Consider the following 22315-nt stretch of genomic DNA (forward strand, 5'->3'; position numbering starts at 1 on the left):
CAGCGGTGCAAATACGTGGCGGGCAATGTGATCGCGTGCGACCCCACGCGCAGGACCTTGGTGCTGTCGGCTGCGATCGCCGCCGCGGCCTTCGGTCTCGATGCGCCGCTCGCCGTCGCCGCCAAGCCACGACGCCGCACCCAGGATCCGGAGCGCGGCTTTCGCCGGATCGCCATCGGCGATGCCGAGGTGATCGCACTCTATGACGGCATCTGGGAGAAGCCGCATGAGGCGGGCTTCCTGAGCAATGCCGGCGTCAATGACGTCAAGGCGGCGCTGCGCGCGGCCGGCCTCAGCCCCGCTTTCGTCCCCGTCCCGATCTGCACCTATGTGGTGCGGCTGAAGGGCAAGACCGTGCTGTGCGACGCCGGCGGCGGCGGGCAGGTGCAGGGCTACAATTCCGACTCGATCTTCGTGTCGGGCCGCATGCTGGACAATCTGAAAGCGGCCGGCCTTCGTCCCCAGGACATCGACACCATCCTGATTTCGCATTTCCATCCCGATCATATTTTCGGACTGCTCGGCGAGGACAGCAATGCGCCCGTATTTCCCAATGCGGAGATCATCGTGGCTGCGGCCGAGTACAAGTTCTGGACCGATCCGTCGCTGACCAGTCGCCTGCCGCCGTGGCGCCAGGCGCTCGCCCGCCGCATCCAGAGCGTCATCCCCGGCTGGAAGAACGTGCTGCCGGTCGACGGGCAGGACGAGGTGGTGCCCGGCATTCATTTCGTCAGCGTCCCCGGCCACACGCCGGGACATACCGCCTTTCATCTCGGCTCCGGCCAGGAGCAGCTGATGATCTCGGGCGACACGGCCTATGTGCCGGCGCTCAGCCTGCGCCATCCCGGATGGCACGGGGCCTATGACCAGGACGGTCCGGCTGCCGAGGTCAGCCGGCGCAGATTGCTCGACAGGGTGGTCGCAGACAGCATGCTGATCTGCGGCTCGCATTTTCCATGGCCCGGATTTGGCCGGCTCGTTCGCGATGGCGCCCATTATGCGCTCGACATGCTGTCCGCATGATTCCGAACGGAGCGCGGGAGGGGGCCGCGAGGCTGAATTATGAAAACCCATTACGAGGTGCTCGGGGTTTCGCCGCGCGCCGATCTCGGTACGATCAAGCGCGCATTCCGGCAGGCCGCGAAGGCGCATCATCCCGATCTCAGAGGGGGTGGCGATGCGGCGTCGGAGCACCAGCTCAAGATCATCATCCTTGCCTACAAGATCCTGAGCGACCCGGGCCTGCGCGCCGATTATGACGATGAGCTTGCCTCAGAGCGCGCGCGCATCCGCCGCGAGCGCTGGGACGCGGTGCTGCAGTTCATTGCAGCGACCACGGTGCTCAGCGCGATCCTGATCGGGATCGAGATCCTGCTGTTTCCATCGCTCGCCGATTGGACGAGCCGACCGGAGGCCACGCGCTCCGTCGCACTGCAGCCATCCCCTCAACCCCGATCGGAGCCGCTTCTCGATGCGGCGTCCGCGGCGCAGGACGCAACCGGCGCGGTGCTGCCGGCATCGCCGCCGGTGGCCACGAGCAGCCCGGCGCCGGTGCCGGCACCGGCAACGGAGGCCACCGCAGGAGAGCGGGTCTTGCCGGCGTCTCCGACCACTGCCGCAGGCTTCGTCAGGCGCGGTCTGGAGCGCAGCCAGCAAGGTGATCTCGACGGCGCCATTGCCGATTTCGACGAGGCGATCCGGCTCGCGCCGCGAAATGCCGACCTCTACCGCTATCGCGCCAGGGACCTTGGCCGCAGGGGGCGCTGGGATCGCGCCGTGGCCGACTATGAGCGGGCGATCCGGCTCGATCCGAACAATCCGGCGCTGCTTCACGATCGCGCGCTGGCGCTACAGCGGACGGGCGAGCTCGACGAGGCGCTGGTGGATCTCGATCGGGCCGTGCGCATGAGCTTCAGCGACGCCGAGCTGTATAGCGACCGCGGCGCGGTCTGGCTCGCCAAGGGGCGCTACGATCGTGCGCTCGCCGATTTCAACCAGGCCCTGAAGCTGAACCCGGAGCTTGCGACCGCCGTGGCTCGCCGCGACGATGCGCTCGCGCGTCGGCGCGACCAGCAACTCGCCGGCGACAGCGATCCGCGGCAGCCCAGCCCCGAGACGACCGGCGCGTTGCCCGCCGACGCGGCGCCGAGATCCGTTCCGGCAGCCGCGCGGCGCTGAGCCGGCACGCTGCTGACCAGGCCGAGGCATCCAATCGGCGCCCAGCATCGTTTGCTCCATGACCCGCCGCCCGGGCGACCGGGCTGCGCGGCGGCTCGCGATCCCAGGAGCGCGCGATGGGCGTCTATGTCTCCGTCACCGGCTTCCGTCCACACCGCGGCCTGCTGCGCCTGGCGCGGTTCTGGTGGCACACGCTGCGTGCCGTCCGGCAGGCGCGCAGCGCGCCCGGCAATCTGCGCGTCGCGCTGCGACCGGTCGATGGCGTGTATCATACGCTGACGGTCTGGACCGACGAGGCCAGCATGCGCGCCTATGTGAGAAGCGGCGCGCATCGTCGCGCCATGCTCGGCTTCGCCGATCTCGGCGGCGGCAGGACGCTCGGATTTGCAGCTGATACAGAACCCGATTGGGACACGGCTTACGCTCGCTGGCAGCGCGAGGCGCGGGAGGTGTGAACTGCAATCTGACGGCGGATGCCGGAGGCCGTGCTAGCTAGTTCGCCCGCCACTGCGGGACGCCATCGGCAGCCATGGTGACGGTGCCGACCGTGCCGACGGGCGTTCTGTCCAGATCCATCAGCCGCACGAGCGTCGCCTTGTCCTGCGCCGACACGCGCGCGAGCGTGCGCATGTCCTGCTCCGTGCGTAACATCACCACGCCATGCTCGACCTCGCCGTTGCGATCGTGAAGCGCGGTGAAGCTCTCGACCTTGGCGTTGCCGCCAGCCTCGCTGACGAACTCCGGCGCGGCGCTGCGGTGACGATCGGCCTCCGCCTGCACGCTCACCTCCTGCGACAGCGACGAGGGCGGCTCGCGCGAGATCACCAGCGCATGATGCTTGGTGACGAAGCCGCCCTGGCCGTACAGCAGGCCGCGCCTGGCGCCGCCGCGGAGCCGCCGCACCATCGCGCAGGCGGCGTGCGTCATGTAGGTGTTGAGCGGCGCGCCGAAGAAGGTCAGGCCGCCGGTGACAGTCGGCTCGACGTCGGCGCCGAGCCCGAGGGTTCGCCGGGCCATTTTCGGCACGCAGGGAAAGCAGCTGTAGAGCTCGATGACGTCGAACGCCGCGCCTGTGCCGCCGACCAGGTTCATCGCCGCCTGCAGCACCGCGTTCTGCGGATGGCTCTCGGCGAACTGATCACGGGTCAGATAGTCCCGCGGATCCTCGGCCGACGCGCCGCCGAGCGGATAGATCATCCGGTTGTCGGCAATGCCGGCGGCGCGGGCCTTCGCAAGGCTGGTGAGGATCAGCGCCGCGCCCATGTTGACCATGGGATTGGCCACCATCAGCTTGGTGTAGGGCCAGGCGATCGGGCGGTTGTCCACCGACGCCGTCGTGATCTCCTCGGGGGCAAAGTGCCGCTTCAGCCAGGCATTCGGATTGTAGGCCGCGACCGCGGAGAAGCGCGACCACAGCTCGCCGGATTCGGCGAGCGCCTGCCGCGGCGTCTGGCCCCATCTGGCGGCGCTTGCGACCTCGTAGAACGGATAGACCGAGACCGGGCGAAACACGCCGAGCTTCACCGCGAGCGGCTTCTGGAACGCGGCGCCGCGCTTCGGCTCCTCGACGTCATGGGCGAATGGAGTCCACGGCAGCTGTACGCCCGCGCGCTCGGCCTTGGTTGCGGTGGATTGCGCCTCCGCGCCGCAGACCACGGCAACCTGGCATTCGCCGCGCGCGATGCGCAGAGCGGCCTCGTGCAGGAACCGGATCGGGCTCTCGCCGCCGACCGGCCCGTAGTGACAATGCGACGGGCTGATGCCGAGCCGCTGCGCGAGCAGCCGCTCCGGATCGCGATAGCGCCAGCTCAGGAAGTTGACGACGTCGAGCGAGCCGGCGTCGTGAATCAGCTTGGCGCCGGCGTCGTTCTCCGCCCGGCGGATCGCCTGTTCGAGCAGCGCCAGCGGCTCGAGGCCATCGCGGATCTCCTTCGGGCGATCGACGATCTCGCCCACGCCGACGATGACGGGAATGCGGTCCGGGGGCAGGGCACTTGCAGTCATCGGCGTTTCCAGAGGCCGGCCCGCCACGGACCGTCATTGTTGTCTTGTCTCCGTTCTGTCATCGCAGGTTCGACCGCGCAATGCAGAAAATGCGGATGGCGCCCGCGCGCGGCATGGCTTCCGCTTCACGGCATATGCGCCTAGAACCTTCATTCCCTTGCCGCTCATGCCGGAGTTTCTCGTGTCCGAACAGAACAGCTACGTCCCGCCCAAGGTCTGGACCTGGAACAAGGCCAGCGGCGGTCGCTTCGCCAATATCAACCGCCCGATCGCAGGTCCCACGCATGACAAGGAATTGCCTGTCGGCCGTCATCCCTTGCAGCTCTATTCGCTGGGAACGCCGAACGGCGTGAAGGTCACCGTGATGCTGGAGGAGCTGCTGGCGCTCGGCCACGCCGGCGCCGAGTACGACGCGTGGCTGATCCGCATCGGCGAGGGCGATCAGTTCGGCTCCGGCTTCGTCGCGATCAATCCGAACTCGAAGATCCCGGCGCTCTTGGACCGCAGCGGACCCGAGCCGATCCGCGTGTTCGAGTCCGGCGCGATCCTGGTCTATCTCGCCGAGAAGTTTGGCGCCTTGCTGCCGACCGAGCCGGCCAAGCGCGCCGAGTGCCTGTCCTGGCTGTTCTGGCAGATGGGCGCCGCGCCCTATCTCGGCGGCGGCTTCGGCCACTTCTATGCCTATGCGCCGACCAAGATCGAGTATGCGATCGACCGTTTCGCGATGGAGGTGAAGCGCCAGCTCGACGTGCTCGACCGGCGTCTTGCCGACAGCGAGTATCTCGGCGGCCCCGACTACACCATCGCCGATATCGCGGTGTGGCCGTGGTACGGCGCGCTCGCCAAGGGCCTGCTCTACGAGGGCGGCGAGTTCCTCTCGGTGCAGGACTACAGACACGTGCAGCGCTGGACCGATCAGATCGCGCAACGTCCAGCCGTCAAGCGCGGCCGCATGGTCAACCGCGTCTCCGGCGATCCCAAGAGCCAGCTCCACGAACGCCACGACGCCGGCGATTTTGATACCAAGACGCAGGACAAGATCGGGCAAGCCTCTTAGGGCTGCGCTCTCGCCCCTCACTCGGCTGTCATGCCCCGCCACCGGGTCTCGCCTTCGGCGGACCCGATGAGGCTCCGGCGGGGCATCCAGTACAGCGCGGCCTCTCGTTCAGGCACGCTGCAGCAACAATCGTCATTGCGAGGAGCCCCCGGGTCTCGCCTACGGCGAGCCCGAGGGCAGGCTCCGCGACGAAGCAATCCAGCGTCTCGCGCGAGGCTCTGGATTGCTTTACTGCTCTCGCAATGACGGAGCGCTTCTCATCCCATTCCCTTCGCCGGCGGGAAGTCCATCCGGTCGTTGGTTCGGCAATAGCGATCGGCGAACATGCGGCCCACCGGGTGGAACAGCTCCATCTCCACCCGCATCTTCTCGGTGTCCCAGAGCTCGTCGCGGATGTGAAAGGCGAGGCCTTCGCCCAACACCAGCACGCGATCGCCGTTGACGTCGATCAGCTGCCAGATCTTGCACTCCATGGCGAACGGCGCCTCGGCCAGCCGCGGCACGCCGATCGTGCGCGATGGCTTCAGCTTCAGGCCGAGATGATCCGGCTCGCTGACGTCCGGCGGAAAGTCGCCGCCGGTCTCGTGCATCGCCTGCGCCAGCGGCTCGTCGGTGATGTGCACCACGAATTCGCCGCTGCGGCGGATGTTGACCAGGGTGTCCTTGACCCGGCCGTCCGGCCGCAGATTGATTGCGAACACGCAGAGCGGCGGGTCCTCGCCGAGCACGTTGAAGAACGAGAATGGCGCGGCATTGACGACCCCATTCTCGCCTCTCGTCGTCACCCAGGCAATCGGCCGCGGCAGCACGAAGGAGGTCAGGATCTTGTAGCGCTCGCGCGGGCTGAGATCGGTCGAGAGGTATTCCATTGTCGCGGCCTTTGTTGCGGTTGGGCACGGCAGCGTAGTTGGACGTGATGCAACGCGAAAGCCGATAAAGCGGGCAGGGCTGCGTGCTGCTGCGGCGGCGCACTCCGCGAAATTCGGTGTTGCCTGGAACGGCTCCGACGGCGCCACGTTCGAACAGCACAACAACGACAGAGGAGGTCACGCCATGAAACCCATCGTCAGTCTGATCGCATGTGCGTTCATCGTCTCGGCCACGTCAGCCCTGGCCCAGGGCACGCAGCAGCAGACCACGTCACCGCCGAGCGCGCAGAATTCCGGAGCCGGCATCCAGGGGGCGCCCGGCAACAAGAACGGACCGTCGGCGACCGACACCGGCACGGTCGGCTCGTCCTCGACCATCAACCGGCAGAACCCGGACGTCAGCGCGCAGGATCCGTCAAAAATCAAGGGTATGCCGGGCAACAAGAATGGCCCGCCTGCCAAGAAGCCGCAGGACTGAACGTGAATGGACGGGGGCGGCCGCGCGCTTGCGCAGCCGCCCCCTTCATTGTGCCGTGGTTATTCGACGCTCTCCGCAAGCCAATCGTCACAGGCAAGGTTTAGCTCGATCGTGTCACGGCAGCGCGGCCGCTCCGTTGGTGACGATCAGATTGTCCGTGTCCGCCGGCGCCAGCTGACTGGTGGATTCGCCGCCGAGATATTTGTCGAGCGTCGCCTGGATCCGCTCCCGCGCCGTGTAGGGGCCGCGGTCGCTCATCCAGGTATGCTGAAACTCGGTCTTGATGATGTCGATGCCGCTCTTCTTCCCGAGCTGCTTGGGCAGCACGTCCGGATCGGTCTTGAACTCGGGATCGTCGGAGCGGAACGACAGGATCTTCAGCTTGTCCCTGATGACGAAGGGAACGCGCAGATTGTCCAGGGTGACCACCTGCGTGACCAGGTTCGGATGCTGCTGGGCGAAATACATCGCAGTGTCGCCACCATTGGAATGACCGACCAGCGTCAGATGATCATAGTCGGCATTCGGATGGCGCTTCTTCATCTCGCCAAGCACGCAAAGGATATTGGCTTCGCCCTTCTTGTAGACGTCGAGGCGGCCGACATAGGGCATCCCGACCTTGGTGACGAGCGGCGGGTCGGTCGGCAGGTCCTGCTGCACGCTGGCGACGAGATAGCCGCGGGCCGCAAAGACGTTGGCGAGGAACGAATACTCCGTGTTCTTCACCGTGTTGCCGTTGCTGATGATGGCGACCGGCAGGCGCCACAGCCCGGCATTGGCCTTCATCTCATAGTCCTTGCGTACGGCGACGTCGACATTGATCGGTCGCTGCCGCGCCGCGTCGAAAAACTCGCGGCTCTCGTGCTGGATGCCCCATTTGGCCATCGCAAAGTAGCCGGCAACCGCCAGAGCAGACACACATGCCAAAACCGTCACACCGCGCTTCATGGCGTCCTTCCCTTGGAAGTCTCCCCGTCATGTGATGAGGGACAACGCCATAGTCACGGGGGCGTGGCAGCCGACACCGGATTAAATTTCGGAAATCTTGCAGCGCGGAACGGGAACAAATTTGCGGGCAGTGAACCGGCATACCGGTTCACTGCCCGCATCGAGAGTCAGAACGCCGTGTAGCCGCCGTCGATCACGAAGCAGTCGGCGGTGTGATAGGACGATGCCTTGCTCATCAGGTACACGGCAATGCCGCCGAAGTCGGACGGTTCGCCAAATCGGCGCACCGGGATGCGCGGCATCACGTTGGCGACGAACTTCTCGTTGCCCATGATGCCCGCCGTCATGTCGCTCTTGATCCAGCCCGGCAGGATCGCATTGGCGGTGACGCCGTAGCGGGCAAGCTCGACCGCGAGCGCCCGGCACAGCGCGTTGAGGGCGGCCTTCGTCCCGGCATAGTGCTCGTTGCGCGCCGTGCCGAACAGCGAGGCGAGGCTCGAGGTCGCAACCAGCCGGCCGAATGCATCGCCGGCTTCCGCCCGCGCCGTCATGTGCTTCGCGGCGGCCTGGAAGGCGTGGAAGACACCGTCGAGATTGGTGGCGAACATCGTGCGCCATTCCTCCTCGCTGCGCTCGATGAAGGGCTTGCGGCCGCCACCGCCGATGCCGGCGTTGGCGAAGCAGCCGTCGACGCGGCCGAACGTATCGAGCGTCGCCTTCATCGCCTCGGCGACGGAAGCGGGGCTGGTCACGTCGCAGATCCGGGTGTCGACCTTGCCGGGACCTGCGGCCATCGATGCCGCGGCGGCCTTGTTCTTCTCGGCGTTGCGGCCCCAGATCGAGACGTTGCAGCCACTGGACGCAAGTGCCTGGGCGATGCCGAGGCCTATGCCTCCATTGCCGCCGGTGACGACGGCCACGCGGCCGGTGAGATCGAACATGCTCATGGTGCTCTCTTGGGTGTTTCCGTGATGATGTGAGCGCGCTGTGCGTCGCTTCGATTGTTTGGATGTCGCAACCATGGACAAGCGAAGCGCAAAAATCAAATATGCTGCACGAACCGGGCGGCGCTTCGAATTTCCGCCGCGAAGAATGCCGCCTTCGAAAAGCTCTTGAGAGGAAACCATGCAGTTCAAGCACGTCACGCTCGATTTCGACGGGGCCGTCGCCATTCTTACGCTCGATCATCAGGAGGTGATGAATGCGGTCTCGATGGACATGCTCGGCGGGCTCGCCGAGGCGCTTGACGAGATCGAGGAGCGGAAGGCCGAGGTGCGTTGTCTCGTCGTCACCGGCGCGGGCCGCGCGTTCTGCACCGGCGCCAACCTCCAGGGGCGCAACGCACAGGCCAAGCCCGGCCGCAGCAATGCCGGAGCCGCGCTCGAGACCGCCTTCCATCCCTTCCTGCGACGCCTCCGCAACCTGCATTGCCCGATCGTGACGTCCGTCAACGGCCCGGCGGCCGGCGCCGGCATGAGCTTCGCCCTGATGGGCGACATGATCCTGTGCGCCAAGTCCGCCTACTTCCTGCAAGCTTTCCGCCGCATCGGCCTGGTGCCGGATTGCGGCTCGACATGGCTGCTGCCGCGCCTCGTCGGCAAGGCGCGCGCGATCGAATTGTCGCTGCTCGGCGAAAAGCTGCCGGCGGAAACGGCGCTGCAATGGGGGCTCGTCAACCGCGTCTATGACGACGCGGCGCTGAAGGGGGAGACGATGAAGCTCGCCCATGAGCTCGCCAACGGGCCGACCGTGGCGCTGGCGCAGATCCGCGGGCTGTATTGGGACAGCCCGGAGAACTCGTTCGAGGAGCAACTCAACGCGGAATTCCAATCGCAGCGGATCGCCGGCAGCACCGCCGATTTCAAGGAAGGTGTGAGCGCGTTCCTCGAGAAGCGTCCCGCCAAGTTCAAGGGCCAATGATCGAGACCGAGCTGTCCCGCTGCGTCGCCTCGTTCATGGCGGGGGCGACCGGCGTGCGTGGCGCCGCAAAGCTCTCCGGCGGCGCCAGCCAGGAGACGTGGCGCTTCGACATCGTCCATCCCGACGGCGATGTCGGTGCCATCCTGCGCCGCTCGCCGAAGGGATATGGCGCGGCGCCCGGCCGCGCTGCCGGGCTCGACAACGAGGCCAGCTTGATGCGGCTCGCACACGCCGCCGGCGTGCCGTCGCCCGAAGTGTTGCATGTGCTGAGCCCCGAGGATGATCTCGGCACCGGCTTCATCATGCGCCGCGTCGAGGGTGAGACCATCGCGCGCAAGATCCTGCGCGATGGGGAGTACGCGCAAGCACGGCCGCGGCTGGCGCGTCAGCTCGGCGGCATCGCGGCCGGCATCCACGGCATCGCGCGCGCAGAGCTTCCTGAGCTACGCGAGATGAACGCGACCCGGGAGATCGCGGAGCTCGCGCGCGAATATCACAGCTTCGACTGGCCGCGCCCGGTGTTCGATCTGGCGCTGCGCTGGCTGTCGCAGAATGATCCCGGCCCCTCGGCCGAGGTGACGCTGGTGCACGGCGATTTCCGCAACGGCAATCTTATCATCGGTCCCGATGGCGTGCGCGCCGTGCTCGACTGGGAACTCGCCCATCTCGGCGATCCCATGGAGGACCTCGGCTGGATCTGCGTCAATTCCTGGCGCTTCGGCGAGATCGACAAGCCCGTCGGCGGCTTCGGCTCGCGCGAGGAGCTGTTCGCCGGATACGAGTCGGCGGGCCGCAAGGTCGATGCTGACCGGGTGAAGTTCTGGGAAGTCATGGGCACGTTGCGCTGGGGCGTGATGTGCTGCGGCATGATGCAGCGGTTTCGGATCGGTCCCGACCATTCGATGGAGCGCGCCATGATCGGCCGCCGCGCCTCGGAGACGGAAATCGATCTGCTGCGGCTCTTGGCACCGCGAGGAGAGAGTTGATGCAGGACGAACCGACACCGACCGAGCTGGTGCAGGCCGTGGCGGATTTCCTTCGCAACGACATCGCGCCGCTGATCTCGGGCCATCAGGCGTTCAAGCTGCGCGTGGGCATCAACGCGCTCGATCTGGTGGTTCGGCAGCTGGAGCAGGCGGCTGCCGCGGACGCGGCGGAGCATGCGCGGCTGAAGCAGCTGCTGGGGCAAGACGGTGACTTGCTGGATCTGAACCGTGTGCTTGCGTCCCGCATCGCCGACGGACAAGTCGATCTCACGACGCCGGGATTGAAGGAGCACCTCTGGCGGACCACGCTCGCCAAGCTCGCCGTCGATCAGCCGAACTACGCATCCTACAAGCGCGAGGCGGGGAGGGGCCAAGATGGCGCCTAGCTCTCCGTCGTCATTGCGAGGAGCGTCAGCGACGAAGCAATCCAGATTGCTTCTGCAGAGGAAGTCTGGATTGCTTCGCTTCGCCCGCAATGACGGTGGTGAGAGCGGAGCAGGTCGATTGATCACCTCCGCTGTCATTCCGGGATGCACCGTCAGGCGCAGGCCCGGAATCCATACTCCCGATCGTGGTTATGAATTCCGGGCTCGCGACTGCGTCGCGCCCCGGAATGACGACCGCGATTGGCGCTCACCGCCCCAGCCACTTCGGCGGCCGCTTTTCCGAAAATGCTTTGGGCCCCTCGATGTAGTCCTGCGAATGGATCATCGCCTGGACCGCGGGATAGTCGCGCTGTTCGGTGATGGCCTGCTCCAGCGACACCGCCAGCCCCTTCTCGATCGCCTGCTTCGAGGCGCGGATCGACATCGGCGAGTTCTTGGCGATCGTCTCGGCCCAACGCTCCGCGGCGGCCAGCGCCTCGCCCTGCGGCACCACCTCGTTGACGAAGCCGAGCTCGTGGCCCTCGCGGGCGCCGACATGGCGCCCCGTGAGGATCATGCCCATCGCGCGCTTCATGCCGATCTGGCGCGGCAGCCGCTGCAGGCCACCGGCCAGCGCGGCGAGGCCGACGCGCGGCTCGGGCAAAGCAAACGTCGCATTCTCCGAGGCGATGATCAGGTCGCAGGCCAGCGCAATCTCGAAGCCGCCGCCCATCGCGACGCCGTTGACCGCCGCGATCAGCGGCTTGTCGCAATCGAAGCGCGAGGTCAGACCGCCGAAGCCGCTTCGGCCCCAACCGCGCTTGCCGCCGGCTGCCTGCCATTTCAAATCGTTGCCGGCGCAGAACGCCTTGTCGCCCTCGCCGGTGACGATCGCGACCCATTGCTCGGGATCGGCGGCGAAGCCGTCGAACACCGCCTCGAGCTCGTAATGCGCATCGGTATGCAGGGCGTTGTAGACCTCGGGCCGGGCCAGGGTGACGATCGTGATCGGTCCCTTGCGCGTGATCTTCGAGAACTTCAGCTCCATCGGCCGTTCCTCCTGGTTTCTGATTGGCAACGTCACGCGAGCTTAGCGTCTGCGCCGCGTGCGCGGTCATCCAAATACGCAACCGCGCTGCGCGCCACAAGCACGCGGCGCAGGTCCAAGATCAAGAACAACAACGATACGTACAGGGAGACACGCCATGGATTTTTCCTTGCCAAAGGATCTGGTCGCCTATCTCGACGAGCTCGACCGCTTCATCGCCGCCGAGATCAAGCCGCTGGAAGAGGCCGACGACAACATCAGATTCTTCGATCATCGCCGCGAATGGGCGCGGACCGATTTCGAGAATGGCGGCCTGCCGCGGCATGATTGGGAGCAGCTGCTGCGCAAGGCAAAAGACCGTGCCGATGCGGCCGGCCATCTGCGCTTCGCGATCCCCAAGCGCTATGGCGGCAAGGACGGCTCCAACCTCTGGATGGCCGTAATCCGCGAGCATTTCGCCTCGAAGGGCCTCGGCCTGCACAATGATCTGCAGAACGAGCATTCCATCGTCGGCAATCTGCCGATCGTCACCATGCTCGACCGCTACGGCCGCGACGACCAGAAGGCGATGATCGACGGCTCGATCACCGGCAAGTATCGCATCACCTTCGGCCTCACCGAGCCGCATCACGGCTCGGACGCGACTCATATGGATACCAAGGCCGTCCCCGCCACCCGCGACAACGTCAAGGGCTGGCTGATCAACGGCGAGAAGATGTGGACGACGGGCATGCACGTCGCCACCCATTGCGCACTGTTCGCCCGCACCTCCGGCAATGACGGCGATGCCCGCGGCATCACCTGCTTCCTGGTGCCGGCGAAGAGCGAGGGCGTGAAGGTCGAGGAATATCTCTGGACCTTCAACATGCCAACCGACCATCCCCGCGTCAGCTTCACCGACGTGTTCGTGCCCGAGGCCGCGCTGTTCGGTGAGGTCGGGCGGGGCCTGTCGCTGGCGCAATGCTTCGTCCACGAAAACCGCATCCGGCAGGCGGCGAGCTCGCTCGGCGCCGCGGTCTTCTGCATCAATGAGAGCGTCAACTACGCGCGGGAGCGCAAGCCGTTCGGCAAGGCGCTGGCCGAGAACCAGGCCATTCAATGGCCGCTGGTGGAGCTGGCGACGCAGGCCGAGATGCTGCGGCTGCTGATCCGCAAGACCGCGTGGGAGATGGATCAGCTCACCCAGGCGCAGGTCGAGCACACGCTGTCCGACAAGGTGTCGATGTGCAACTACTGGGCTAACCGCCTGTGCTGCGAGGCCGCCGACCGTGCGATCCAGGTGCACGGTGGGATGGGCTATTCGCGCCACAAGCCGTTCGAGCACATCTACCGCCACCACCGCCGCTACCGCATCACCGAAGGCAGCGAAGAGATCCAGATGCGGAAGGTGGCGGGGTTCCTGTTCGGGTATATGGGGGTGAACAAGAGGTGAGTTCGTCGTAGTTCAGCCATCGAGAGCGTCAGCGCAGCAATCCAGACTTGTCGCGTGGCCCCTGGATAGCTTCGGCGTAAGGGCGCCTCGCAATGAGGGTGGGGAGAGCGCGCAAACTCTCTCCGCAGTCATTCCGGGGCGTGCGCAGCACGAGCCCGGAATCCATAACCACGACCGCCCGCGTGACGAAGACCAGCGCCACAACCAGATCGCGCCCCACCCGGTTTCATGAATATGGATTCCGGGTTCGCCCCGCTGCGCGGCGCACCCCGGAATGACTCGTGGAGCGGGCACGCTCCCCGTCCGCCAATAGTCAATTCACCTGCCGGTCCTTTCCCGCCCAATACGGATCGCGCAGATTCCGCCGCAGGATCTTGCCGGAGGGATTGCGCGGCAGGGCGTCGAGGAAGTCGACGGTCTTCGGCGTCTTGAAGCCGGCGATGCGGGTGCGGGTGAAGTTGATGATGTCGGTCTCGGTGGCGCGCTTGCCTGGCTTCATCACCACGATCGCCTTGACCGCCTCACCCCATTTGTCGTCGGGAATGCCGATCACGGCGGCCTCGGCGACATCGGGATGATCGCAGATCGCGCTCTCGACCTCGGCCGGATAGATGTTCTCGCCGCCGGAGATGATCATGTCCTTGATGCGGTCGTGGATGTAGACGTAGCCGTCCTCGTCCATGTAGCCGGCGTCACCGGTGCGCAGCCAGCCGTCCTTGCCGAGCGTGCGCGCGGTCGCCTCCGGCAAATTCCAGTAGCCCGTCATGTTGGAGCCGGAGCGCGTGGCGATCTCGCCGACTTCGCGCGGCGGCAGCGGATTGCCGTTGACATCGATGATCGCGACCTCGATGCCGGGCAGCGGCTTGCCGGCCGAGCGCATCCGCTCGAGGCCCTCGACATGGTCCTCCGGCGACAGCGCGATGATGGTGCCGGTGGTCTCGGTCATCCCGTACATCTGCACGAAGCCGCATTTGAACACGTCGATGCATTCCTTGAGCAGCGCTGCCGGAATCGGCGAGGCGCCGTAGAGCATGTATTTGAGCCGCGAGAAATCGACCTGCCGCGCGCGCGGCTGCCGCACCACGAACTGCATCGCGGCGGGCACCATGAACAGTTTGGTGATGCCGGACTGCTCGAAGAAATCGAGGATCCTGGTCGGATCGAACTCGCGCGCGATGACGCCGCGGGCGCCGTGATACAGGCTCATCAGGCCCCAGCCGGAGCCGCCGATATGGAAGATCGGCATCGCGATCAGCGAGACGTCGTCGGTGGACCATTTGTTCCAGTCCGGCTTCTCGTCCGGATTGCCGGTGTTGACGAGATTGAGGAAGTTCGCGTGCGACAGCATCGCGCCTTTCGGCTTGCCCGTGGTGCCGGAGGTGTAGAGCTGCAGCGCGATATCCTTCGGCGTGATTTCGACGCCAGGATCATCGGCGCTCTGTGCGTCGCGCCAGGCGGTGTAGTCCTGCCATTCCGGCGCGCCGCCTTCGGTGGTGATGATGTGCCGCACGCTCGGGATCTGATCGCGGATCTGCCGGATCATCGTGATGAATTCGGGGCCGACGAACAGGGCAGGGGCCTTGCAGTCCTCGACGATGAAGGCGACCTCGGGACCGGCCAGCCGCCAGTTCACCGGCGCCATCACGACGTTGGCCTTCATGGCGCCGACCAGCAGCTCGAAATAGAAGTCGCTGTTCTTGCCGAAATAGGCGATCCGCTCACCCGGCTTGATGCCCAGCGCCTTCAGCGCATTTGCGACCTGGTTGGTCTTGCGGTCGAATTCGGAAAAGCTGGTGATGCGGCCTTCGAACTCATAGGCGGTGGCGGAGCCGAGTGCCTGCGCTTGGCTGCGCACGACGTCGACGAGCGTCGACGCTGCCGTCGTGACGGACATGTTTCCCCTCCGATTGTGCCGTGTTCTTCGTTTCTTTTTTAAACATCCCGCTCCGGATTGCGCCGGAGCAAGCATCTTGCGTCAGTCTACAGGGCACGCGCCGCCAATCAACAGCGCCGTCAGCTCGTGCGCGTCGCGCGGTCCTTCTCGTTCTGCGCCTTGATCGACTCCTTGGCCTTGGTCCAGTCGTCGTCGCTCCAGTCGCGCAGCTGATAGAAATTGCCGCCCATGGCGAGCGCCTGCGCGCCGTCCATCGCGATGGTCTCGCCGTTGATCCAGTTGCAGCCACCGGAGATCAGGAACACGGCGAGGTTCTGCAGCTCCTCCATGGTGCCGACGCGTCCCATCGGGTTCATCGCCTTGGTGCGCGCGCCGGCCTCGTCGCCCGGCTTGATGCGCTTGCTCATGCCCTCGGTCGGAATTTCGCCGGGCGCGATGGTGTTGAGGCGGATGCCATAGCGGCCCCATTCGGTGGCGAGCGACATCGTCATGGCGTGGATCGCCGATTTGCTCATCGCCGACGGCACGACATAAGGCGAGCCATTGCGCACCCAGGTCACCGTGATCGACACGACATTGCCCGGCTGCTTCGCCGCGATCCAGCGCTTGCCGACGGCATGCGTCACGTAGAAGGTACCGTGCATGACGATGTTGGCGACTGCGTCGAAACCGCGCGGGCTCAATTCCTCGGTGCGGGAAATGAAGTTGCCGGCGGCGTTGTTGATGAGATCGGTGAGGCCGCCCTCCTGGAAGATCGCCTCGATCATCTCCTCGACCGCCATCGCGTTGCGGATGTCGACGCCGTGGCTGGTGACGCGGCCACCATAGAGATCCATCAGCTCTGTCGCGGTCTCGTCGCAGACGATTTTCCGCCGTCCGCAAATATGCACTTCCGCGCCGAGCTGCAGGAAGCGCGCAGCCATCGCCTTGCCAAGGCCGGTGCCGCCGCCGGTCACCAGAATGCGTCGACCTTCGAGGAGATTGTCCTTGAACATGGGAGTTTCCGCCTGACATCTTGTGAGTTAATTGGTCGATTGACTAAAACGCTCCAACAGCCTTCTGTAAAGTCACAAAGACATTTGTAGGGAGACCGCTCGATGGACAACCGCATCGCGATCGAGATCAAGGACGGCGTCGCCGATGTCCGCCTGGTCCGCGCCGACAAGATGAATGCGCTCGATCAGGAGATGTTCGCGGCGCTGGTGGCGGCCACCGAACGGCTGTCGAAGGAAAAGGGGCTGCGCGCGGTGGTGCTGTCCGGCGAGGGCCGTGCGTTCTGCGCCGGGCTCGACATGGGCCGCTTTGCGGCAATGAAGGAGTCCGGCGGCAACGGGATCGCTGGCGGCGAGAAGCGTGACCTCACCGTTCGCACCCACGGCAAGGCGAACTTCGCCCAGCAGGCGGTATGGGGCTGGCGGCAGCTGCCGGTACCGGTCATTGCTGCGGTGCATGGCGTGGCCTATGGCGGCGGCTTCCAACTCGCCCTCGGCGCCGACATGCGCTACGTCGCGCCCGACACCAAGATGTCGATCATGGAGATCAAATGGGGCCTCGTGCCTGACATGGCCGGCACGCCGATCCTGGCGACCTTGATGCGCGATGACATCCTGCGGGAGCTGACCTATACCGGCCGGGTGTTCTCGCCGGAGGAAGGCCAGGCCTACGGCCTCGTCACCCGCATCTGCGCCGATCCGCGCGCGGCCGCGCTCGAGACGGCGCGTGAGATCGCCGGCAAGAACCCCGATGCGATCCGCGCCGCGAAGCGGATGCTGAACAACCTCTCCGTCGATCCGGGCCCGGCGCTGCTCGCCGAATCGGTCGAGCAGCAGAAGCTGATCGGCAGCCCGAACCAGCTGGAGTCGGTGCGGGCGAACATCGAGAAGCGTGCGCCGAAGTTTGCGGACTAGCACGGTCATTCCGGGATGCTCCGAAGGAGCAGGCCCGGAATCTCGAGATTCCGGGTTCGATGCTGCGCATCGCCCCGGAATGACCGCGATGAAATAGAACCGACGACAGATCGGATAGACAAGAAAATGGAAACGTCCTCTTTGTTCTCGGGCATCATCTCCGGCGATCGTCGCCGTACTCACGCCGAGATCGCCGACCGCGCCGCGCGGATCGCCAGCGGCCTGGTGCAGCTCGGCGTGCGCCAGGGCGATTGCGTCTGCATGCTGATGCGCAACGACATCGCCTTCATCGAGGCGGCCTATGGCGCGATGCGGCTGGGCGCCTATGGCGTGCCGGTGAACTGGCACTTCAAGCCGGAGGAGATCGACTACATCCTCAAGGACTCCGCAACGCGGGTGCTGATCGGTCACGCCGATCTCCTGCACCAGTTGCGCGGTCTGATCCCATCCGGAGTCACCGTGATCAGCGTCCCGACGCCGCCCGAAATCCTGTCCAACTACAAGATCGATTCCGATCTGCTCGAAACGCCCGACTTCGCCGTCGCGCTGGAGGATTGGCTCGCCCGGCAGAGCCGTTACGAAGGGCCCCAGGTGCCGCAGCCGCAGAACATGATCTACACCTCGGGCACGACCGGCCACCCGAAGGGCGTGCGTCGCAACGCGCCGACGATCGAGCAGGCGGCCTCGGCCGAGCGGATGCGGGCGCTGATCTATGGCCTGCAGCCGGGCGCGCGGGCGCTGTTGCCGGGGCCGCTGTACCATTCGGCGCCGAACGCCTTTGGCCTGCGGGCCGGCCGCCTCGGTGGCGCCCTGGTGCTGATGCCGCGCTTCGAGCCGTTGGAGTTTCTCGCCATCCTTCAGGCGGAGCGGATCGATACCATCTTCATGGTCCCGACCATGTTCATCCGGTTGATGAAGTTGTCGGAGGAGGTGCGCCGCAGCTACGACGTGTCGTCGCTGCGCCATGTCATCCACGCCGCCGCGCCGTGCCCCGCCGACGTCAAGCGCGCGATGATCGAATGGTGGGGCCCCGTGATCTACGAGTTCTACGGCTCGACCGAGTCGGGCGCCGTGACCTTCGCGACCTCCGAGGACGCGCTGAAAAAGCCCGGCACCGTCGGCAAGGTCTCGCCGGGCGCCGAGCTGCGCTTTCTCGGCGAGAACGGTCGCGTGCTGCCGCAGGGGGAAATCGGCGAGATCTATTCGCGCATCGCGGGCAATCCGGATTTCACCTATCACAACAAGCCGGAGAAGCGCGCAGAGATCGATCGCGACGGCTTCATCACCTCCGGCGACGTCGGCTACATGGACGCGGAGGGCTACGTCTTCCTCTGCGACCGCAAGCGCGACATGGTGATCTCCGGCGGCGTCAACATCTATCCGGCCGAGATCGAGGCCGTGCTGCATGCGGTGCCCGGCGTGCATGATTGCGCTGTGTTCGGCATCCCCGACGCGGAGTTCGGCGAGGCGCTGATGGCCGTCGTCGAGCCGCAGCCCGGCGCCACGCTGGATACGGGCGAGATCAAGGCGCGGCTGAAAGCGTCGTTGGCCGACTACAAGGTGCCCAGGCAGATCGAAATCCACGACAAACTGCCGCGCGAGGATTCCGGCAAGATCTTCAAGCGGCGGCTGCGGGATCCCTATTGGGAGCGGGCCGGACGGAAGATCTAGCGCAAGGGCGGCATTCGATGGCGAGCGGAGACGAAACCCGCATCGGTTAGGGCAGGCGACGCCTCTTTCTTGATCTTGCGCTGCAATACAGATACGGCAGACTGACCCGTAAATGGGCAGCTGCTGGAGAGCGCATCCATGTCGCCGCAAGCCATACCAGAGGAAATCCGCCCCAATCGCGCCGCCGAGGCGCAGGCCATGGAGGAGGACGCGCGGCTCCGGGACGATATCCGGCTGCTCGGCCGCATCCTCGGCGACACCGTCCGGGACCAGGAGGGCGCAGACGTGTTCGATCTCGTCGAGCGCATACGCCAGACGTCGGTGCGCTTTCACCGTGACGAGGACCGCCAGGCCAGGCGCGAGCTGGAGCAGATCCTGGACGGCATGTCGACCGCAGAGACCGTCCGCATCGTCCGCGCCTTCAGCTATTTCTCCCACCTCGCCAACATTGCCGAGGACCAGAACAACATCCGCCGGATGCGCGCCAGGACCGATGCGAACGGCGGCGCCGGCATGCTGGCGGCGACGCTCGCGCATGCCAAGTCGGCCGGGTTCGAGGCTGCAGAGCTGCGCAAGTTCTTTTCCACCGCGCTGGTCAGCCCGGTCCTCACCGCCCATCCGACAGAAGTGCGGCGCAAGAGTACGATGGATCGCGAGATGGAGATCGCGATGCTGCTCGACCGCCGCGAGCGGATGCAGCTGACGCCGGACGAGCGCGAGGCCAATGACGAGGCGCTGCGCCGCGCCGTGCTGACCCTGTGGCAGACCAACCTGTTGCGCCGGACCAAGCTCACGGTGCTCGACGAAGTGACGAATGGCCTGTCGTTCTACGACTACACCTTCCTGCGCGAGGTGCCGCGGCTGTTGTGCGCGCTGGAGGATCGGCTCAATGACGGCGCCGAGGTCGCGGGTGACCTGGCGTCGTTCCTGCGCATGGGCAGCTGGATCGGCGGCGACCGTGACGGCAACCCGTTCGTGACTGCCGAGGTGATGCGGGGAACGCTGAAGCTGCAATCCAGCCTGGCTTTGCACTACTATCTCGAAGAGCTGCATCTGCTCGGCAGTGAGCTGTCCATTGCAGCCCATCTCGCCGACGTCTCCGAAGAGCTGCGCGTGCTCGCCGAGCGCTCGCCCGATACCTCCCCACACCGCAGCGGCGAACCGTATCGGTTGGCGGTCTCCGGCATCTATGCGCGGCTGGCGGCGACCGCGAAGAAGCTCGGCATCCAGATCAGCCGTCTGCCGGTGGCGGCGGTCGCGCCCTATGACGGCTTCAAGGAGCTGCAGGACGATCTCGACGTGCTGCATCGCTCGCTGATCGCCAACAATGCCGAGGTGATCGCGCGCGGCCGGCTGCGGATGCTCCGGCGCGCCGTGGACTGCTTCGGCTTTCATCTGGCGCGGCTCGACATCCGCCAGAACTCGGCGGTGCATGAGCGCACCGTGGCCGAGCTGATCGACACCGCGATGCCCGGCATGTCCTACATGGCGCTGAGCGAGGACGCCCGCGTCGGCCTGCTCGTGAGCGAGCTGCGCAACACCCGCCCGCTGGTGTCGCAGTTCGTGAAATACAGCGACGAGACCGTCGGCGAGCTCAATCTGTTCCGCGCCGCGGCCGAGGCGCACGCCACCTTCGGCGCCGACGTGATCACCCAGTGCATCATCTCGATGTGCAAGGGCATGTCGGACATGCTCGAGGTCGCGCTGCTCTTGAAGGAGGTCGGCCTGATCGACCCGTCCGGCCGCTGCGCCGTCAACATCGTGCCGCTGTTCGAGACCATCGAGGACCTGCAGGCGTCCAGCGGCATCATGGACCGGATGCTGGCGCTGCACGATTATCGCCGCCTGGTCGACAGCCGCGGCGCCGTGCAGGAGGTCATGCTCGGCTATTCCGACAGCAACAAGGATGGCGGCTTCGTCACCTCGGGCTGGGAGCTCTACAAGGCCGAGATCCATCTCGTCGAAATCTTCGAGCGTCATAACGTCAGGCTGCGGCTGTTCCATGGCCGCGGCGGTTCGGTCGGCCGCGGCGGCGGCCCGAGCTATGACGCCATCATCGCGCAGCCCGGCGGCGCCGTGAACGGTCAGATCCGCATCACCGAGCAGGGTGAGATCATCTCCAGCAAATATTCCAACGCCGAAGTCGGCCGCAACAACCTCGAGATTCTCGCGGCGGCGACGCTCGAGGCCAGCCTGCTGCATCCGCGGCAGCCGGCGCCGAAGCGCGAATACCTCACCGCGATGGACCGGCTCTCCGAGCTCGCTTTCAAGGCCTATCGCGGCCTGGTCTATGAGACCGACGGCTTCGTCGATTATTTCTGGGCCTCGACCGTCATCAACGAGATCGCGACCTTGAACATCGGCAGCCGTCCGGCCTCGCGCAAGAAGACCCGCGCGATCGAGGACCTCCGCGCCATTCCCTGGGTGTTCTCCTGGGCGCAGTGCCGGCTGATGCTGCCGGGCTGGTACGGCTTCGGCAGCGCGGTCGAGACCTGGATCGCGGAGAATCCGGAGCAGGGCATGCCGTTCCTGCGCGAGCTCAATCGCGAATGGCCGTTCTTCCGCATGCTGCTGTCGAACATGGACATGGTGCTCGCCAAGAGCTCGATCGCGATCGCCTCGCGCTATGCCGAGCTGGTGCCCGACGAGGCCCTGCGCGAAAAGATTTTTGGCCGCATCCGGCGGGAATGGAATCTGGTGATCGAGACGCTGCTCGACATCACGGGACAAGAGCGGCTCCTGCAAGGCAACCCGCTGCTGGAGCGCTCGGTGCGCAACCGGTTTCCGTATCTCGATCCGCTCAACCATGTTCAGGTCGAACTGTTGAAGGCGCACCGCGCGCAGAACCCGGACGAGCAGGTGCTGCGCGGGATCCAGCTCACGATCAACGGTATCTCGGCAGGGTTGAGGAATACGGGGTAGCCCACGATAGCAGCCGCAGCCTCGCCGTCGTCCCGGCCTAGTGCGCAATTGCGCACGCGGCGCCGGGACCCATACCCCCAGGGAGCGTTTGAGGCACGCTGGTCGTTGGCCTTTTTGCCCACCACGATCGCCGCGGCGTGGGTCCGGATCGGCGCCACGCCGCGCTTCGCGCGTCGCGGCTTGTCCGGGACGACGGTGGTGGATGCGACGGATTCACGGCTCTAACAGCGGTCGGAAAAAACGGGACGTAAGCTGACGCTCTCGCGGCACTTCATGCCCGAGCTGTTGCCATCGGTACGTCCCTCGCAAACGAGCAAGGGCGCAGGGAATGCCGGGTGAAGGCCTCACCCATGGCCCGCCTGCAGAAAGATAAGCAGGCGGCAGTCACCACAGGTTCAGCCGAACATCCGGCATTCCCCGCGCGATGTCTTCACGCTTATACGCGATCTCCCCGGTGTGCCGGCTCGTAGACACCGTCGCCCGTGCGATGCTGGGCATCACAACGGACTTGACGCCTGCTTCGGGGCGCCAGGACCACGCGATTTCACGTCCGCAACAAAGCCGTTCGTCCGCGCATCCGTGAAGACACGCTGCGGCTCCATCGCGGCCATCGCATCCCCGCCTCGCGTGTCGTGA

At 65.8% G+C, this 22315-nt stretch carries 19 protein-coding genes; 12 read left to right on the forward strand and 7 right to left on the reverse strand.

Features of this window, described 5'->3' with window-relative positions; genetic code table 11:
* The first annotated feature begins 60 nt into the window (after positions 1–60).
* The 3 genes from QX108_RS21130 (at position 61) to QX108_RS21140 (ending at position 2633) form a co-directional block, all read left to right on the forward strand.
* Positions 61–1023 carry an MBL fold metallo-hydrolase gene (locus QX108_RS21130; RefSeq protein ID WP_409998541.1) on the forward strand — a complete coding sequence of 321 codons (963 nt, stop codon included), beginning with the start codon at positions 61–63 and terminating at the stop codon, positions 1021–1023.
* A 39-nt stretch (positions 1024–1062) separates the two neighbouring features.
* Entirely contained in the window at positions 1063–2178 is a 1116-nt protein-coding gene (locus QX108_RS21135) for a tetratricopeptide repeat protein (protein WP_315782590.1), read from the forward strand.
* A gap of 116 nt (positions 2179–2294) precedes the next feature.
* Positions 2295–2633 carry an antibiotic biosynthesis monooxygenase gene (locus tag QX108_RS21140; protein WP_315782588.1) on the forward strand — a complete coding sequence of 113 codons (339 nt, stop codon included), beginning with the start codon at positions 2295–2297 and terminating at the stop codon, positions 2631–2633.
* 37 nt (positions 2634–2670) lie between these two features.
* Here QX108_RS21140 and QX108_RS21145 read toward each other — a convergent pair whose 3' ends face one another.
* A complete protein-coding gene (locus tag QX108_RS21145) occupies positions 2671–4182 on the reverse strand; it encodes an acetyl-CoA acetyltransferase (RefSeq protein ID WP_315782586.1) in 1512 nt (503 codons plus the stop codon).
* A gap of 166 nt (positions 4183–4348) precedes the next feature.
* On the opposite strand from QX108_RS21145, the gene yghU reads away from it, so the two are divergent.
* Positions 4349–5239 (forward strand): glutathione-dependent disulfide-bond oxidoreductase, encoded by an 891-nt coding sequence (gene yghU / locus QX108_RS21150; protein WP_409998542.1) that lies wholly within the window; start codon positions 4349–4351, stop codon positions 5237–5239.
* A 257-nt stretch (positions 5240–5496) separates the two neighbouring features.
* On the opposite strand, the gene QX108_RS21155 is transcribed toward yghU, so the two are convergent.
* Positions 5497–6108, reverse strand: coding sequence for a flavin reductase family protein (locus QX108_RS21155; RefSeq protein ID WP_315719183.1), 612 nt, complete (start codon positions 6106–6108; stop codon positions 5497–5499).
* A gap of 184 nt (positions 6109–6292) precedes the next feature.
* Here QX108_RS21155 and QX108_RS21160 point away from each other — a divergent pair, with 184 nt between their 5' ends.
* A complete protein-coding gene (locus QX108_RS21160; protein WP_315782582.1) occupies positions 6293–6586 on the forward strand; it encodes a hypothetical protein in 294 nt (97 codons plus the stop codon).
* 114 nt (positions 6587–6700) lie between these two features.
* Here QX108_RS21160 and QX108_RS21165 read toward each other — a convergent pair whose 3' ends face one another.
* Both QX108_RS21165 and QX108_RS21170 read right to left on the reverse strand, forming a co-directional pair.
* A complete protein-coding gene (locus QX108_RS21165; protein ID WP_315782580.1) occupies positions 6701–7534 on the reverse strand; it encodes an alpha/beta fold hydrolase in 834 nt (277 codons plus the stop codon).
* A 167-nt stretch (positions 7535–7701) separates the two neighbouring features.
* Complete coding sequence (locus tag QX108_RS21170) at positions 7702–8481, reverse strand: SDR family oxidoreductase (RefSeq protein WP_315719185.1); 780 nt, start codon at positions 8479–8481, stop codon at positions 7702–7704.
* Positions 8482–8659: 178 nt separating this feature from the next.
* Between QX108_RS21170 and QX108_RS21175 the strand changes: the two genes are divergently transcribed.
* Genes QX108_RS21175 through QX108_RS21185 form a run of 3 tightly spaced genes read left to right on the forward strand, consistent with a single transcriptional unit; the run spans position 8660 to position 10826 of the window.
* Positions 8660–9454, forward strand: a complete 795-nt coding sequence (locus tag QX108_RS21175) for an enoyl-CoA hydratase/isomerase (protein ID WP_315782578.1) — start codon at positions 8660–8662, stop codon at positions 9452–9454.
* On the forward strand, positions 9451–10440 hold the full coding sequence (locus QX108_RS21180) for a phosphotransferase family protein (RefSeq protein ID WP_315782576.1): 990 nt from the start codon (positions 9451–9453) through the stop codon (positions 10438–10440). Before QX108_RS21175 ends, QX108_RS21180 begins: the two co-directional genes overlap by 4 nt.
* Positions 10440–10826, forward strand: coding sequence for a DUF6285 domain-containing protein (locus tag QX108_RS21185; protein WP_315782574.1), 387 nt, complete (start codon positions 10440–10442; stop codon positions 10824–10826). Before QX108_RS21180 ends, QX108_RS21185 begins: the two co-directional genes overlap by 1 nt.
* Before the next feature lie 247 nt (positions 10827–11073).
* Here QX108_RS21185 and QX108_RS21190 read toward each other — a convergent pair whose 3' ends face one another.
* The gene (locus QX108_RS21190; protein ID WP_315782572.1) at positions 11074–11853 is read right to left on the reverse strand and encodes an enoyl-CoA hydratase-related protein; all 780 of its coding nucleotides are present in this window, start codon (positions 11851–11853) and stop codon (positions 11074–11076) included.
* Positions 11854–12010: 157 nt separating this feature from the next.
* On the opposite strand from QX108_RS21190, the gene QX108_RS21195 reads away from it, so the two are divergent.
* Positions 12011–13285: an acyl-CoA dehydrogenase family protein gene (locus QX108_RS21195; RefSeq protein WP_315782570.1), complete on the forward strand. Its 1275-nt coding sequence runs from the start codon at positions 12011–12013 to the stop codon at positions 13283–13285.
* A 313-nt stretch (positions 13286–13598) separates the two neighbouring features.
* Here QX108_RS21195 and QX108_RS21200 read toward each other — a convergent pair whose 3' ends face one another.
* Together QX108_RS21200 and QX108_RS21205 are read right to left on the reverse strand one after the other, a co-directional pair.
* Entirely contained in the window at positions 13599–15179 is a 1581-nt protein-coding gene (locus tag QX108_RS21200) for a fatty acid--CoA ligase (RefSeq protein WP_315782568.1), read from the reverse strand.
* Between the two features lie 119 nt (positions 15180–15298).
* A complete protein-coding gene (locus QX108_RS21205; RefSeq protein ID WP_006613814.1) occupies positions 15299–16174 on the reverse strand; it encodes an SDR family oxidoreductase in 876 nt (291 codons plus the stop codon).
* A gap of 102 nt (positions 16175–16276) precedes the next feature.
* Between QX108_RS21205 and QX108_RS21210 the strand changes: the two genes are divergently transcribed.
* The 3 genes from QX108_RS21210 to ppc all read left to right on the forward strand — a co-directional run bounded on the left by QX108_RS21210 (position 16277) and on the right by ppc (position 21679).
* Entirely contained in the window at positions 16277–17086 is an 810-nt protein-coding gene (locus tag QX108_RS21210) for a crotonase/enoyl-CoA hydratase family protein (RefSeq protein ID WP_315719192.1), read from the forward strand.
* Positions 17087–17212: 126 nt separating this feature from the next.
* Positions 17213–18757, forward strand: a complete 1545-nt coding sequence (locus QX108_RS21215) for an acyl-CoA synthetase (RefSeq protein ID WP_315782566.1) — start codon at positions 17213–17215, stop codon at positions 18755–18757.
* Positions 18758–18895: 138 nt separating this feature from the next.
* Positions 18896–21679 (forward strand): phosphoenolpyruvate carboxylase, encoded by a 2784-nt coding sequence (gene ppc, locus QX108_RS21220; RefSeq protein ID WP_315782564.1) that lies wholly within the window; start codon positions 18896–18898, stop codon positions 21677–21679.
* The last annotated feature ends 636 nt before the right edge of the window (positions 21680–22315 follow it).

Source organism: Bradyrhizobium sp. SZCCHNR1002, assembly GCF_032381435.1.
Classification (GTDB): Bacteria; Pseudomonadota; Alphaproteobacteria; order Rhizobiales; family Xanthobacteraceae; genus Bradyrhizobium; species Bradyrhizobium aeschynomenes.

Coding starts and splice junctions, on each gene's coding strand:
- QX108_RS21135 (WP_315782590.1), top strand. CDS start 1,063: ATGAAAACCCATTACGAGGTGCTCGGGGTTTCGCCGCGCGCCGATCTC.
- QX108_RS21140 (WP_315782588.1), top strand. CDS start 2,295: ATGGGCGTCTATGTCTCCGTCACCGGCTTCCGTCCACACCGCGGCCTG.
- QX108_RS21145 (WP_315782586.1), bottom strand. CDS start 4,182: ATGACTGCAAGTGCCCTGCCCCCGGACCGCATTCCCGTCATCGTCGGC.
- yghU (WP_409998542.1), top strand. CDS start 4,349: ATGCCGGAGTTTCTCGTGTCCGAACAGAACAGCTACGTCCCGCCCAAG.
- QX108_RS21155 (WP_315719183.1), bottom strand. CDS start 6,108: ATGGAATACCTCTCGACCGATCTCAGCCCGCGCGAGCGCTACAAGATC.
- QX108_RS21160 (WP_315782582.1), top strand. CDS start 6,293: ATGAAACCCATCGTCAGTCTGATCGCATGTGCGTTCATCGTCTCGGCC.
- QX108_RS21165 (WP_315782580.1), bottom strand. CDS start 7,534: ATGAAGCGCGGTGTGACGGTTTTGGCATGTGTGTCTGCTCTGGCGGTT.
- QX108_RS21170 (WP_315719185.1), bottom strand. CDS start 8,481: ATGAGCATGTTCGATCTCACCGGCCGCGTGGCCGTCGTCACCGGCGGC.
- QX108_RS21175 (WP_315782578.1), top strand. CDS start 8,660: ATGCAGTTCAAGCACGTCACGCTCGATTTCGACGGGGCCGTCGCCATT.
- QX108_RS21180 (WP_315782576.1), top strand. CDS start 9,451: ATGATCGAGACCGAGCTGTCCCGCTGCGTCGCCTCGTTCATGGCGGGG.
- QX108_RS21185 (WP_315782574.1), top strand. CDS start 10,440: ATGCAGGACGAACCGACACCGACCGAGCTGGTGCAGGCCGTGGCGGAT.
- QX108_RS21190 (WP_315782572.1), bottom strand. CDS start 11,853: ATGGAGCTGAAGTTCTCGAAGATCACGCGCAAGGGACCGATCACGATC.
- QX108_RS21195 (WP_315782570.1), top strand. CDS start 12,011: ATGGATTTTTCCTTGCCAAAGGATCTGGTCGCCTATCTCGACGAGCTC.
- QX108_RS21200 (WP_315782568.1), bottom strand. CDS start 15,179: ATGTCCGTCACGACGGCAGCGTCGACGCTCGTCGACGTCGTGCGCAGC.
- QX108_RS21205 (WP_006613814.1), bottom strand. CDS start 16,174: ATGTTCAAGGACAATCTCCTCGAAGGTCGACGCATTCTGGTGACCGGC.
- QX108_RS21210 (WP_315719192.1), top strand. CDS start 16,277: ATGGACAACCGCATCGCGATCGAGATCAAGGACGGCGTCGCCGATGTC.
- QX108_RS21215 (WP_315782566.1), top strand. CDS start 17,213: ATGGAAACGTCCTCTTTGTTCTCGGGCATCATCTCCGGCGATCGTCGC.
- ppc (WP_315782564.1), top strand. CDS start 18,896: ATGTCGCCGCAAGCCATACCAGAGGAAATCCGCCCCAATCGCGCCGCC.